The 13,269-nt window shown below is 59.1% G+C and carries 16 protein-coding genes; 14 read left to right on the forward strand and 2 right to left on the reverse strand.

The genetic code is table 11. The annotated features are described in order from the left end of the window. Positions 1-2: 2 nt before the first annotated feature. The 3 genes from ACYQ47_RS22230 to ACYQ47_RS22240 are packed head-to-tail and all read left to right on the forward strand — an operon-like array spanning position 3 to position 4,094. Positions 3-2,612, forward strand: a complete 2,610-nt coding sequence (locus tag ACYQ47_RS22230) for a hypothetical protein (protein WP_459906937.1) — start codon at positions 3-5, stop codon at positions 2,610-2,612. A gap of 16 nt (positions 2,613-2,628) precedes the next feature. After that, positions 2,629-3,027, forward strand: a complete 399-nt coding sequence (locus ACYQ47_RS22235) for a phage tail protein (RefSeq protein WP_459906939.1) — start codon at positions 2,629-2,631, stop codon at positions 3,025-3,027. Positions 3,028-3,038: 11 nt separating this feature from the next. After that, a complete protein-coding gene (locus ACYQ47_RS22240; protein ID WP_459906941.1) occupies positions 3,039-4,094 on the forward strand; it encodes a phage late control D family protein in 1,056 nt (351 codons plus the stop codon). A 535-nt stretch (positions 4,095-4,629) separates the two neighbouring features. On the opposite strand, the gene ACYQ47_RS22245 is transcribed toward ACYQ47_RS22240, so the two are convergent. Continuing rightward, positions 4,630-5,208 carry a hypothetical protein gene (locus ACYQ47_RS22245; protein ID WP_459906943.1) on the reverse strand — a complete coding sequence of 193 codons (579 nt, stop codon included), beginning with the start codon at positions 5,206-5,208 and terminating at the stop codon, positions 4,630-4,632. 23 nt (positions 5,209-5,231) lie between these two features. Next, complete coding sequence (locus ACYQ47_RS22250; RefSeq protein ID WP_459906945.1) at positions 5,232-5,684, reverse strand: helix-turn-helix domain-containing protein; 453 nt, start codon at positions 5,682-5,684, stop codon at positions 5,232-5,234. A gap of 80 nt (positions 5,685-5,764) precedes the next feature. On the opposite strand from ACYQ47_RS22250, the gene ACYQ47_RS22255 reads away from it, so the two are divergent. The 11 genes from ACYQ47_RS22255 (at position 5,765) to ACYQ47_RS22305 (ending at position 13,215) form a co-directional block, all read left to right on the forward strand. Then, positions 5,765-6,001: a hypothetical protein gene (locus ACYQ47_RS22255; RefSeq protein WP_459906947.1), complete on the forward strand. Its 237-nt coding sequence runs from the start codon at positions 5,765-5,767 to the stop codon at positions 5,999-6,001. Positions 6,002-6,004: 3 nt separating this feature from the next. Next, positions 6,005-6,301, forward strand: coding sequence for a DNA-binding protein (locus ACYQ47_RS22260; protein WP_459906949.1), 297 nt, complete (start codon positions 6,005-6,007; stop codon positions 6,299-6,301). Between the two features lie 115 nt (positions 6,302-6,416). Continuing rightward, positions 6,417-6,665, forward strand: a complete 249-nt coding sequence (locus ACYQ47_RS22265) for an Ogr/Delta-like zinc finger protein (protein WP_459906951.1) — start codon at positions 6,417-6,419, stop codon at positions 6,663-6,665. A gap of 282 nt (positions 6,666-6,947) precedes the next feature. Next, entirely contained in the window at positions 6,948-7,079 is a 132-nt protein-coding gene (locus ACYQ47_RS22270; RefSeq protein ID WP_459906953.1) for a hypothetical protein, read from the forward strand. Between the two features lie 104 nt (positions 7,080-7,183). Then, positions 7,184-7,732 (forward strand): BRO-N domain-containing protein, encoded by a 549-nt coding sequence (locus ACYQ47_RS22275; protein ID WP_459906955.1) that lies wholly within the window; start codon positions 7,184-7,186, stop codon positions 7,730-7,732. Positions 7,733-7,745: 13 nt separating this feature from the next. Beyond that, positions 7,746-7,958: a hypothetical protein gene (locus ACYQ47_RS22280; RefSeq protein ID WP_459906957.1), complete on the forward strand. Its 213-nt coding sequence runs from the start codon at positions 7,746-7,748 to the stop codon at positions 7,956-7,958. Between the two features lie 2 nt (positions 7,959-7,960). Further along, positions 7,961-8,164, forward strand: a complete 204-nt coding sequence (locus ACYQ47_RS22285) for a hypothetical protein (RefSeq protein WP_459906959.1) — start codon at positions 7,961-7,963, stop codon at positions 8,162-8,164. A 151-nt stretch (positions 8,165-8,315) separates the two neighbouring features. Next, positions 8,316-8,579, forward strand: a complete 264-nt coding sequence (locus ACYQ47_RS22290) for a hypothetical protein (RefSeq protein WP_459906961.1) — start codon at positions 8,316-8,318, stop codon at positions 8,577-8,579. Between the two features lie 2 nt (positions 8,580-8,581). Further along, on the forward strand, positions 8,582-11,368 hold the full coding sequence (locus tag ACYQ47_RS22295) for a toprim domain-containing protein (RefSeq protein WP_459906963.1): 2,787 nt from the start codon (positions 8,582-8,584) through the stop codon (positions 11,366-11,368). Positions 11,369-11,935: 567 nt separating this feature from the next. Beyond that, positions 11,936-12,271: a helix-turn-helix domain-containing protein gene (locus tag ACYQ47_RS22300; RefSeq protein ID WP_459906965.1), complete on the forward strand. Its 336-nt coding sequence runs from the start codon at positions 11,936-11,938 to the stop codon at positions 12,269-12,271. Beyond that, positions 12,184-13,215, forward strand: coding sequence for a tyrosine-type recombinase/integrase (locus tag ACYQ47_RS22305; RefSeq protein ID WP_459909274.1), 1,032 nt, complete (start codon positions 12,184-12,186; stop codon positions 13,213-13,215). The genes ACYQ47_RS22300 and ACYQ47_RS22305 overlap by 88 nt, the downstream gene beginning before the upstream one ends. Positions 13,216-13,269: the final 54 nt, after the last annotated feature.

Consider the following 13,269-nt stretch of genomic DNA (forward strand, 5'->3'; position numbering starts at 1 on the left):
CGGTGGACAACGCATTGAAACTTCGCGTCATGTTCGACATGGTCGACAGGATCACCAAGCCTTTGAAGACCATGCTTGCAGGCAACAAGGCGCTTGCCTCGTCGCTCAAGGAAACGCGTGCACAGCTGAGCAACTTGAGCCATGCGCAGAAGAACGTTGCCGCGTTCCGCGAGCTCTCCGGTAGCGTCGCCAAGACGACGGCCGAAATGACAGCCGCGCACGCCGGTGTGGGCGAGCTTACGCGGGCGCTGCGTGCATCGGGGCCACCGTCGAGGGCCATGATCGCCGATCTGGAGAAGGCGAAGCAGACGGCAGCAGCGCTCACGACGCAGCATAGTCAGCAGGTCGCCAAGTTGAGCGCATTGCGCACTTCGCTTGCGGACGCGGGGCTTTCGACATCAAGCCTGGCTCGTCACGAGCGCGAGCTCAAGGCGAGCATCGATGCCACGAGGACGTCGATCGCGCAACAGCAAAGGCAGCTTGAGCAACTCGCAGAGCGCGAGCGGCGCGTTGCGTCTGCACGCTCGAAAATGCAGACCGTGCAGGGCGTTGGTGCCAACATGGCCATCGGCGGGTTTGCGGCGAAGAGCACCGGCACGCGCATTCTGGGCGGTCTGGGCGAGACGCTTGGTGAAGCCAAGAAAATCCAGAATGAGGTCGGCCGAATTCGGGCGCTTGGCCAGAGCGAAGGCGCCACGCGGGAGGCTGTTGCGTTCGCGCGGGACATGAAGGTGTACGGTACAAGCGCCGCTGACAACATGACGATGATGCGCGATTCGATGTCGGTCTTCGCCGACTCGCATCACGCGAAGGTCGCGGCACCGATCCTGTCGAAAATGAAGTTCGCGAACGACGCCGTGTACGGAGACGAGCACGCCGAAGACAATGAGCGCAAGTTCATGAACATGCTTAAGGTGATCGAGCTGCGCGGAGGCATGAAGGACCACGCGACGTTTCTCGATGAGGCCAATCGCGTTCAAAAAGTCATTTCGGCAACGGGCGGGCGCGTGGGCGGCGACCAGTGGATGGAGTTCATCCAGCGCGGCGGCGTTGCCGCCAAGTCGCTGTCCAAGGATGCCTTCTTTTATCAGATGGAGCCACTCATCCAGGAGATGCGCGGCAGCGCAGGTAAGGGGCTCATGTCCGGCTATCAAAACCTGATCGAAGGACGCACGACGGTGCGCGCTGCTCGCAAGCTGATGGGTCTCGGATTGCTGGATTCGAAGAAGGTCGAGTATGACAAGAACGGCCACGTCAAAGCATTCGCCGATGGCGCGTTGCTAAATTCCGAACAGTTCAAGTCTTCGCCCTATGAATGGATGCAGAAGACTTTGCTGCCAGCCCTCGCGAAGAAGGGCATCACGGATGATAAGGCGGTCATCAGCACGATCGGTTCGATGTTCACGAACTCGACCGCCTCGAACTTGTTCACCACGATGTTTTTGCAGCGTGGTCAAATTGCAAAGAACGAGCGCCAAAATAGGGGCGCTGCTGACATCGACACGCTGAACGAAATTGCGAAAGGACAAACCACTGGCAAAGAGCTTGCCGCCTTGGCGAAGCTGCGTGATCTTAAGAGAGAAATCGGCGAACGCGTCACGCCGCTGTATAACGCAGGGCTCGATAAAACGCGCGCGCTCGCTGAGCGTCTTCTGAGCGTCGTCAGAGCACACCCGGCCGCCGCGAAGGCCGTCATTACGGTGCTAGCGGTCTTCGGCGCGCTTCTGGCCGCATGCGGCACCTTAGTGATTGCATTGGCCGCGGTGCTCGGTCCGCTCGCGGTGTTGCGGTTCAGCATGGCGACGCTTGGCATGCAAGGTGGCTTGCTCACGCGCGGACTTGGCCTTGGCGTGAGCGCCTTTCGAATGCTGGGGTCGGCGGCGTGGTTCGCCGGGCGAGCGCTATTGCTGAGCCCGATCGGCCTCGTGATTACGGCATTGGCCGCTGGCATCGCGGTTGCAGCCTATGCCATCTACACACATTGGCACGAAATCAAGTCCGGCGCATCTGCCCTCTGGGACCATTTACGTTCGGCATTTGGTTCGGGCGTGGCCTGGCTTGAAACGCTACCCGCTTCGTTGGCTGCGATCGGCGCGAACATCATTTCGGGCCTAGTCAATGGCATCAGCAGTCAGATGAGCTCGGTCAAGGACGCCATCGTGAACGTGGCGAGCTCGACGGTGGGCTGGTTTAAGGAAAAGCTAGGCATTCAAAGCCCCAGTCGTGTGTTCGGCGTGCTGGGCCATTTTGTTGGAGAAGGTGCGGCGCTTGGGATCGAGCGCACTCAGGGGCGCGTCGCTCGTGCGGCCTTCGGCTTGGCTGCGGTTGCAGCGAGCTCGTTCGCTTCGCCTGCAATGGCAGCAGGCACTCCGCTCGCCAAGCCCGCGATTGCGCTGGCGCGCTCGAATGTGCCGATCGACAGGCGCGGGCCGCTGGCGGCCGCATCGGCCGGCAATACTGGCGGCGGCGCAGCCTCCTCTGTCGTGGTCAATATCTATCCGCAGCCGGGCATGGACGCGCGGGCGATCGCGCGTGCCGTCACGGCCGAGCTCGACCGTCGCGATCGCGCGAGACAATCGCGGCTCGGTTCAAGCCTTCGAGACCGATCGTAATCGCAGGGGAAACCATATGATGATGTCGCTCGGGCAATTCTTATTCAGTCTCAGATCAGCGCCGCTCAAGGAACTGCAACGTCAACGCAACTGGAAACACCGGACGAGCTCGCGCGTCGGCGCCCGCGATGCAAGCCAATATGTCGGCGTCGGTGACGACACGATCACGCTCAATGGAATGGTGGCGCAGGACAACTCGATCGGGACCATCGCATCGCTCACCGAGCTCGCCAAAATGGGAGATTCGGGCGATGCGTATGTGCTCGTGGACGGCTCGGGAACGGTGTATGGTGCGTTCGTCATCGAGAGCCTGAACGAGACCGCGTCGTACCATACCGTCGCCGGCGTTGCCCGCAAGATCGAGTTCAATCTGTCGATCAAACGTGTTGACGATGACGTGTTGGCCAAGCCGTAGGGTCCCGCACGATGACATCGTTATCGAACATGCAACCCAAGGCCGACTATCGCATCACCCTGGACGGCCGCGATCTATCGCGGCTAATCGCACCGAAGCTCATCAGCCTAACGCTTTCAGAGTCGCGTGCGGAGGAAGCGGACACGCTCGATCTTGTCATCGACGATTCGAAGAACACCTTTGCGATCCCGAAGCGCGGCGCGAACGTTCGCGTGGAGATCGGTTGGTTCGGCGAGCCGCTCGTGAACAAGGGCGTCTTTACGGTCGATGAAGTCGAGCACAGCGGTGCACCTGATATCCTGACCATCCGCGCACGATCAGCCTCGATGACCCATGCCATGCACGAGCGGCGCGAACAAAGCTGGCACGGCCAGACGCTCGGCTCGATCGTGCGCACCATCGCCTCACGCCATTCGTTGAAAGCGCGGGTAGCCCAAGCGCTCGCCGAGGCGGCAATCGCGCACATTGATCAGACGCACGAGAGCGATATGTCGTTTCTGACACGGCTTGCCAAGCGCTATGACGCGGTGATGAACATCAAGGATCTGCATTTGCTATTCATGCCGATCGGCTCGGGCAAAACAGCGAGTGGCCACGCGCTCACAGAAATCAGTCTCACACGACGCGACGGTGACAGCCATCGCTACCATGTCGCGCAGCGCGAGAGCTATACCGCAGTGCGTGCGCATTGGCATTCCAACGGTGCGGGCAAGCGTCAATCCGTTGTGATCGGCGGCGAAAATAATCGAGACGTGAAGGTGTTGCCTGAAGACTATGCGAGTGAGGCAGAAGCGCGGGCCGCTGCGACAGCAGAACTTGCGCGGGTGCAGCGCAGTCAGGCAACGATGGACTACACGTTGGCGCGTGGCCGCGCGGAGATGTTTCCAGAGCTGCCGGTGACGATCACGGGTTTCAAGCCCGAGATTGACGACACGTTATGGCTGGTGAAGCGAGCGACGCACACGATGACCGGCGACGCAGGCTTTACAACGGCGCTTGAGCTCGAAGTGCGCGACGACCCGACGACCGAGCGCCATCGGTCGCACTTCCGCCACGCCGGGCGTTGAGACTTGCATTACTCGCAGGTCGTCATCGCAAAGCTGATCTGCCCACATACCATCGACTAGAATAAGCACCCGCCAGCTCGAACGAGGTTAGGATCGATTGTCCTCGGCGGGAAAATCATATCGAGCTGTTATAGAGAAATTGAATATGCTACGACGCACTCTTATAGCCTTGCCCATCGGAATAGCACTATCAGTTATCGCAGGGCATCAATCCGAAATGAAGCCCGCCGCACAGCTCGATGATTCGCGGGAAGTCGACTCAAGCTCACCGAAGGCTCATTCAGAAATGGTCGCACGACCGGCCATCCAACGCGGGCTACGCCCTCCGATCGAGCAGGCCTCCGACGCAAAGGTGGAGTGAGCTGAAATAAGACGTAAGGCCTACCTGCCGACATCGGCTTCGCTATCTGAATGGATAGCGAAACGCGTAATAACGGAACGCCGAGAGAACAGATGCAAGCTGAGGCAGCATCCGCTCATTTCCCTGTTCGACTTCAAGTTGGCGGTTCGGGTCATTTTCTTGCCCGGGCGAACCCTATCGAAAGCCAACCGGCGTCAAGGTTGACGATAGATCGTCATCAGGCTCGCCCGGGATCGAGATCGCTGGAGAAGCAGGAAAAGCCAGTACCTGTTCGTGCTTCGAACGCACTTCTCGAGATACGCCCACTGCGATACAAACAGCGAACGCGCACAAAAGCAGCGCGCCGACCCAAGGCACATACCAATCCTTCAAAAATGGCATCGTACGCTGCAGTCGAGCAAGCGACCCGCCGAAGGTTGGCCTCGTGTATGTCTTCGAGCGCTGCACGAAGCTCGTCTCCCAGCCGTCGAGAAATGCCATGACTGGCCTAAATTCGGCGACCGTCATCGCGCTTATGCTGGCCAGTCCGAATTTCGTGCACAAGATCTCGGTCAAGCGCAATGTATCTACGCCTGAACGGCGGGCGACCGAGAAGACCTTTTGCGTCACTAGCTGCGTCTGTTCTTCGTCAATTGAGAGTGAGACGTCCGGCCGATCGAGATTGACGTACAGATGCACCTCTCCGACGTTCGAACTGATGTCGCCGCCGGCCACTACGCCTACGTTGCTTCGAAATTCAAACTTCGTTTTCATTGATCGGCCTGCGTGTTCGTCTATCAACCATCCGTTTTCTTCTTGGGTTTCCCCATCCCCATGTTGATCGTGAATGGCGCGGTGATATCCCCCTTGACGCGCTGACCGATAGTCGCCCCTTCGAAATTTTGTTTGATATCTCGCGGTTTTTTCTCGCTTGGCTGGACCTGCTGTGTCATTCCGCCAATCATCCCGAGGACGCCTGCGCGGCCACGTTCGTCAAGGGAACGATATCCGGCTAAGAGCGCTTGTTCATCCACGGCAAGAGCATCACTAGACCGAACGCCGGTGAGTAGGTACGCGACGTCAACCCCATGTGCGGCTACCAATTCGAGATATCCGGTGTCTGGTCGCCGCGAGCCGTTCTCGTACTTCAACTGACTTTCCTTTGTCACGCCGGCAAGTGCGGCGAAAACGGTCTGATTCAACCGTAGTCGCTTACGCTCTTCCCTCAGTCGCTCGAAAAAAGTGGACACTAAATCACCATATTTGATTGACAGGTGAGCATTCGGTCACTATCATCCTGTGCAAGGTTATCGACTGGAGTATATCCGCCGTGCTTACCAAGAAACCCCTCTACAGACGTGCGCCAAAAGGCGTGTTGTCTACTAAGCCGGTCTACATGCGGCTCATGCCGAATGAGCGGCGCATGTTGGAAGACCTGTCTGCAACACTAAATAGCTCCGCATCAAGCGTAGCGCGCCTGATTTACCTTGAAGGCATCGACCGGTACCGAGCCAAAGTTAGCCGATCAATGGCGCAAGCGCACGCAAACACGATTGCGGGAGATTGAGTGATGCGCCACCCTGCTCTGATCGAACCCGCTTTGCGCCAAGCACTTCATGGTCCTCAACGTCAAGAGGTACAGGCCGCGCTCAATTGGGACGATTCTCAGGTCAGTCGCTTTCTGAGCGGTAGCCAAGGTGTCGTAATCGACAAACTAGATACGCTTGTCGCCGCAGTTGGATTTGTCCTGGTGACTCGTAAGTATCTTGATGCGGTGGCTACTCTCGGGGAAGTCGGCGTGCATTGCGAATGTGCCCGCCGAGGTCACGGCGAATGCCGTTCAATGCGAAGCCCGTTCGAGATCTAAATCGTTGGTGTGCTTATGCGGAGACTGCGCACCGGTTGAAGAATGAGCGAGCAATCTGACGCGGAAATACGGTTTGTGTGCGTAGCATACCCACCTGATTTTGGAGTGAATCGATATGGCGATTTTGAATCGCTGCCCTCATTGCCGTGCTCGCGCCGTCGCGCGTAGCAGCCATGAAATCTCGCTGACGTTTCGGGAAGTCACGTATCAATGCACTAATCCCGAATGTGGGCATACGTACGTGGTGAACATGGAGTTCGCGCGAACGCTTTCGCCGTCGGCCACCCCCAATCTGGACCTGAAGCTGCCGCTTTCGCCACACGTGCGTGAGCGCCTGGCGCAACAGCTAGATCTGCCTCTGTAGCAGACCGCCCCTAACCCTCGTCGCCTCTCGCATCGTGCCGTCACGGCGCGAGGGACTTTTTTTTGCCTATCGAAACTGGAGATCTGCATGACACGCACTTCTACCTCGATGGTCCTAGTGTTCGAGAACGTCAAATTAGATGTCGTCGATACTCGCAATGTGCAGTGGCTAAGGGCCCCTCAGATTGAGGGGGCCTTGGGCTATAACGAGTGCGTATGTCGATCCACAAACTGTTCGAATCCAACTGTCCTGTGGCTAAGGGGTAATCAAATTGAATATGCCTTGGCCTATCAAAACCCCTCTCAGAACATCCAGTTCCTGTACGACCGCAACGCCGACGAATTCACCGACGAAATGACGCAGCTCGTCGAACTGGAGACTGCCCGTGACCGCCAGCAAGTCCGCATTCATTAGCTAGGTATGCCGCTGTAGCAGACAGCCCCTAACCTTCGTCGTCCCTTGCATCGTGCCATCACGGCGCGAGGGACTCTTTTTACCTATCGAAACAGGAGATCTGCATGACACACACCTCTTCCTCGTCCGTCCTGGTGTTCGAGAACGTCGAATTTGATGTCGTCGATATTCACAATGTGCCGTGGCTAAGGGGTTACCAAATTGGTAATGCCTTGCAGTATTCCGATGCGCCGGTCGCCGTGGCCAAGCTGCACGACCGCAACGCCGACGAGTTCACCGTCGAAATGACGCAGCTCGTCGAATTGGAGACCGCCGGTGGCCGCCAGCAGGTGCGCATTTTCAGCCCGCGCGGCTGCTATCTGCTCGGCATGCTGGCCCGCACGGAGCGCGCGAAGGCATTCCGCGTTTGGGTCCTCGACGTGTTGGAAGGTCGGCAAGTCCCGCAGCAGACCGGACGCTTGAGCGTCTCACAGCGACTGGCAGCACTGCGCTACCGCGGCACGCTTGCCAAAGACCTTTCTCGGACCACCGAGCGCGGACTTGCGCTCGAGCTACACGCGAACTTGCGTCATGTCTCCCGGCTGCTCGGCATGCCAGTGTCCGAACTCGAGACGCTTGCGCCGGGACTGAAGCAACAGTCGCTTGGCCACTAAACCGGAGACAGACATGGCACGGCTTGCATCAACACCTGTAGCTATCCCGTTCGATCCGGCGAAGGCCTCTTCTCGCCAAAGGGTCGAATACCTGCACGCTCTATGGCGCGCGGATATCGATCCGTTTGTGTTCGTCGGCGTCGCCCACCGTCTAGGTTACTCGTTGCGTTGTTACTGGGATGTCCGCGCCGACATGCCTGTGCTGACGCCGCTTGTTCTTCACTGACAATGCGTGAGTCGCTGAGCGAGACCGATCTGCGCGCGGCTTGGAAGCGCTTGCACTTGGTTGGCGACTATGACATGTCAATGCGTCATCGCGCTGTACGGCTTGCCGTCGAAGCTGCCGCGCACGCGTGGCGCAACCGTGAACAAGCGCGTACGCGACAAGCGCTCGACGCGAAGCGGCGCGCCGCGAACGATATCGACGATTGATCGAACCGCGCCGGCAGTCCGGCGCTCCGTAACCTTTTCCCGGGCAGTTCCACGCTTTGCAACGGCACGGTGCCGAGGTTTTTCACATCTGTTTGCTCGCGCGTTTTCCTTTCAGTTGAGAGACGGCGTTCTAGCTAGAACGGAGGCATACATGAATCAATCCCAAGAGACCACACCGAACGACGCGGCATTAAGAGCAGCCATTGAGTCTGCCGCTGCGGTCCTTCGCTTCAACAACCGGCCCGGCAGCGTCGCGCGGCAAGCGACGCTCAGCCTGTTCGTCGCGGCGCTGAGCGATCGCCTTGCCCTTGCGTTTCCGCAATCAGCGGAGGCGCTCAATGCGGTCGTATTCAGCGCACCAACGGGTGGCAATCCAACCACAGCAAGCGCGCAGCATCCGGGGCTACACGAATAACCATGGCTACGATCGACGAATTGAAGCATCGCATCGACTTGCACGATCTGGCCGATCGGCTCGGCATCAAACGCGGCCGAGGCGGCAATAAGGCGCTGTATCACTCGCCTCAACATCAAGATAAGAGTCCGTCGCTGTCGATATACATGAACCATCCTAAGTACGGCACTGGATGGAAGGACCACAGCAGCGGCGCAGGCGGCTCATGCGTTGACCTCGTGATGTTTACTCGCGGTGGGACCGTCGCCGAGGCGGTGCGGTTTCTGCACGACGCCTATGGCATCCCCATGGACCGGCCCACATCGACCGAACGGCGCGAAAAATCGACCGTTGAGTACATCGCAGACCGTTGCCTGTCCGACCCAGAATCTGCTCGGGAGTATCTTCGCGGCCGTGCGATCTCGGACCCTGCGATTGATGCAGCGATTAGCGCGCGCTCCCTCGGCTTCAACACCTGGACGAGTTCCAAGGTCGTTCAAGGCGAGGTCGGCTACGGCGGCCCTGCGGCAGCATTCGTCGTACGTGCCCCCGCCGACACGCGTGTCGTGGCCGTGGATCTTCGCTACGTGGATCCGTCGCTCAACGGCGGCGTCAAGACGCAAACACAAGGCGAGAAAGCCGGGTTCGGCTGGACGGCCGACGCTCGGCGGCTAGCGAAGGCCAAGCGCGTGTATGTCGTCGAGAGCGCGATCAATGCGCTGTCGATCGACACCTGTGCGTTGCCGGGGACAGCAGCGTTTGCCTTGCGCGGTCTGGCAAACGTCGACGCCATCGATTTCACAATGCTTCGAGGCAAACAGGTCGTGATCTGCATGGACAACGACGAGCCTTTCGCGGACGGTCATCCTCGCGCTGGCCAGCGTCCGGGACCGGAGGCCGCCTGGACGCTGTACGAGCGGCTCACGAGCCTGAACATTAGCGCGATGCTCGTTGACCAGTCTCAATGGCTTGCTGACCTTGCCGATGGCGAAAAAACGCGCAAGCCGATCAACGACGTGAACGACTATCTGCAGCTACGCGGCGCGGCCGAGCTTGCTCGGGCGTTGGACCAGCTCGAACCTTGGCTCATTGCCGGTCTCGCCGGCGACGCGACACGCCGAGGACGGCCGCGCATTTTTTTGCCTTCGCACGACTTCGCGCAGTACTGGCGCTTTCGCGTGCGCCCCGACTTCACGAGCTACATCACGAAGATGGACCGCAACGAGGAATCGGGAGTCGAAACGCCTGTGATCACGGATCTCTGCGGTTTTCGCATCGCGGGCATGAGTCGTGTCGCGGTGGCCAGTGCGACATCGACGATGACGGGCGACGCCGATCAGGCGCCAAGCGTTTATTTCGCCGTCTCTGTCCAGGCCGCGCGTCACGGCGCGCAGCTTATTCGTCGCGTGTTTCTAGACGACCAGCTGCACAACGTGGATCAGTGGGGGAAATTTGGGCCTATCTGGTCGCCAGCGCCGTTCAAGCGCATGGTGAACATTCTCGAACGCGGAGCTGACCTCGGAGCGCGACAGGCCGCGAATTTTGTGGGGCTTGCATGGCGCGACGGCCGGCTGATCGTGAACGAGGGTCCCGACTGCTACTTCACCGAGGCGGACAAACAGTGCCCCTATCACAATCTGACGTTTCCGAGCGGCCCGATCGCGGACGCCCGCCGCGTAATTAGCGCGTTCCAGACGACGTTCAAGCAAAGCGCTGCGACCATACCGCTCGTGTGGGCCCTAGGCGGTCACCTCAAGGCGCTGTTGGGCTTCTGGCCGCACATCACCATCCAGGCGAACAAAGGGGCGGGCAAGTCGACCTTAATCAAACGGCTTGAGCGTGCTCTGGCGTTCACGATGTTCTCGGGTCAGTCGCTTCAAACCGAGTTTCGCTTGCTCACGAGCATCAGCCACACGAGCCATCCGGTCGGATGGGAAGAACTGTCAGCGCGCCGACAAGACGTAATCGACAAGGCGGTTGGACTGTTGCAGGAGAACTACCAGTACACCGTCACTCGACGTGGCTCCGACATGACGGAATACCTCCTGTGCGCGCCGGTGATGCTGGCCGGTGAGGATGTACCCGTGCGCAGCCTGCTCGGCAAGCTCGTACGCACCACATTGACGGGCAAGCGAGGCCCGCTGCTGCCGGATGATCTGCCGCGCTTTCCCGTGCGGCAGTGGCTTGAGTTCCTCGCGCGCCTCGATAAGCGCTCTGTTATGGCGAGCTACGCCGAATTGCGCAACGAGGCGCTCGCGAATTGTCGCGCGAGCGGTGAGGACGACGGCGCTACCCGCATGGCGGGCAACTACGCGGCTGTCAACCTCGCTTGGAAGTATCTCTGTGAGTTCGCCGGCATTGATGCGCATGACGGCAAGTTCATCAGGGATCTGCTCGCCGAAATGAACAGCCATGTCTCCGAAACGAGTGCAGACCGAGAACCATGGGTTTGGATTTTGGAAACGGTGTTGTCGGAAATCGATGGAGGCAATTACAAGCATCCGTACACGTTCGATACGGTCGATGGCGAGTTCTGCCTTCTGATGCGCACCGGGCATGTGATGGATCACATCGCACATACGAGCGCTTTGCGTGACATCTGGAATGGTTTGCCCGTTAAGTCGGACCGCGTGTTCAAAGCGCAGCTCAAGCATGCAGGGGTCGTTGTTGGCGACAAGGAAGTAGAGCGTCGCATCTTCACTCGACGTGTGCCCTACCTGACTCCGATCTCGCTTCGGCGGCTTGCCGACTTCAACCTTCACGTGTCCGTTCGCGAAGATCTTGCGACTGACGCCCTGCAAGGAGCGTAGTCCGATGCACTACACCTACCTCCAAATCGGTGGCGCTAGCACCCGCCGACTCATTCTTTCCGTCCGAATTAAGCACTTCTTTGGTGCGCGAATCGCCGGGAGAGGCCGTTTTTCGCATGGGGAGACCACAGGTAGCGCAGAAAACCCGCGTTTTTTGATGGCGACTTCACGTAAGTCCTTGATTGTTGAGAAGAGTACTTCCATGAGTCACCCTCGATTTGCCACTAGTCACCGTGATTTTGCCACTAGTCCATTTGTGGACTATTTGCCGCTTCCCCTCTCTTTTCTCTCTCTAAGTTGTTGTAAAGAAAGAAGAAAGAAGGGCAAGAAAACCGAGAAGACACACAATTCACACGCCACGAGTCTTAAGCGGTTTGCCATCAGTCAGCGACGCTGCCTATTTTTTAGGCCACGAGTCAGAGAGGTCTGCCATGTGTTTTTGATGGCAACTAGTGGCACGATAAACTCAATAAAATCAATCGCTTATCATGCATTTTCGGCCGTTGCCATCATTCCACTAGTTGCGCTGCCCCTCCCCCCGCTGCGTCGCGCTCGATAGACAACCCGATGAACACCATAGATCTCAAGCAAGCCGCCGCGCTGCTCAGCGCGCATCCCGAAACGGTTCGCCTGAAGGCGAAGGCCGGAGAGCTGCCCGGCCGTAAGGTCGGCAAGCGCTGGATATTTTCGACGGTTGCCTTGCAACGCTACCTCACCGGAGAATGGACTCCGCGAGTTGTGCAGGGCGATCAGCAGGAGGAAGTTAAAAATTGTCGCTCTACAAACGGAAGTCCAGTCCGAACTGGCAATACAAGCTGTACCCCCCTGGTGGCGGATCGCCGATACAAGGAAGCACTGGCACCAGCAACAAGGAACAGGCCCAAGAGTTTTACGACCGTCTGAGGGTGGATCTGTGGAATCAGGCGCGGCTTGGCATGAAGCCGCGCTACACCTGGAACGATGCTGTCGTGCGGTATATAAGCGACCGCGAAGGGCTATCTAGCCTGGAGACATCGAAAACGCATCTGCGATGGCTTGACCAGCACCTGTCGGGCCTTGCCTTGGCCGACATCGACCGGAACCGCATCGACGCGATCGCGCTGGCAAAGAGGAGGGAAACTCGCGTGATACGAACGAAACACGGCGTGGTGGACACCGGCAGGACCGTCAGCGCCGGCACCGTACGTCGTGTCATCGGCGTGCTGAAGGCCGTGCTTAATGCGGCCGTCGAGTGGGAGTGGTTGGACCGTGCGCCGGTGACGAAACGCCCGAAGGTCGTCGCGAAGCGTATCCGTTGGCTGACGCCGGCGGAAGCGGAGCGGTTGCTGGCCGAGCTGCCTGAGCACCTTTCCGACATGGCGCGGTTTAGCCTCGAGACCGGATTGCGCCGCTCGAACGTCACGGGGCTGCACTGGTCGCAGGTCGACATCGTGCGGCGGATCGCCTGGATTCACCCTGACCAGGCGAAGGCGAAGAAAGCGATCACCGTGCCGCTGTCCGACACAGCAATCGCGGTGCTACGCCGCCAGGTGCCGAAGAAGCGCATGCCTGAGCATGTTGACAGCGTGTTCGTCTATCACGGTAAGCCGGTCTACCAGACGGTGACGGCCGCTTGGCGCAAGGCGCTGAAGCGCGCCGGTATCCGCGACTTCCGTTGGCACGATCTGCGGCATACATGGGCAAGCTGGCACGTGCAGCGCGGCACGCCGGTGCAGGTGTTGAAGGAGCTCGGCGGGTGGGAGACGATGGAGATGGTGCAGCGGTACGCACACCTGTCGGCCGACCACTTGGCGCAGTGGGTCACGCCGCTGACGCTGTTGCCTAAGCCGAGACTAGCTGCAATTTAGCTGCAATGAGAAGGAGGGCAGAACCGAAGACATTGCCGAAACCCTTGTCAGACA

The organism is Caballeronia sp. HLA56 (assembly GCF_054655155.1).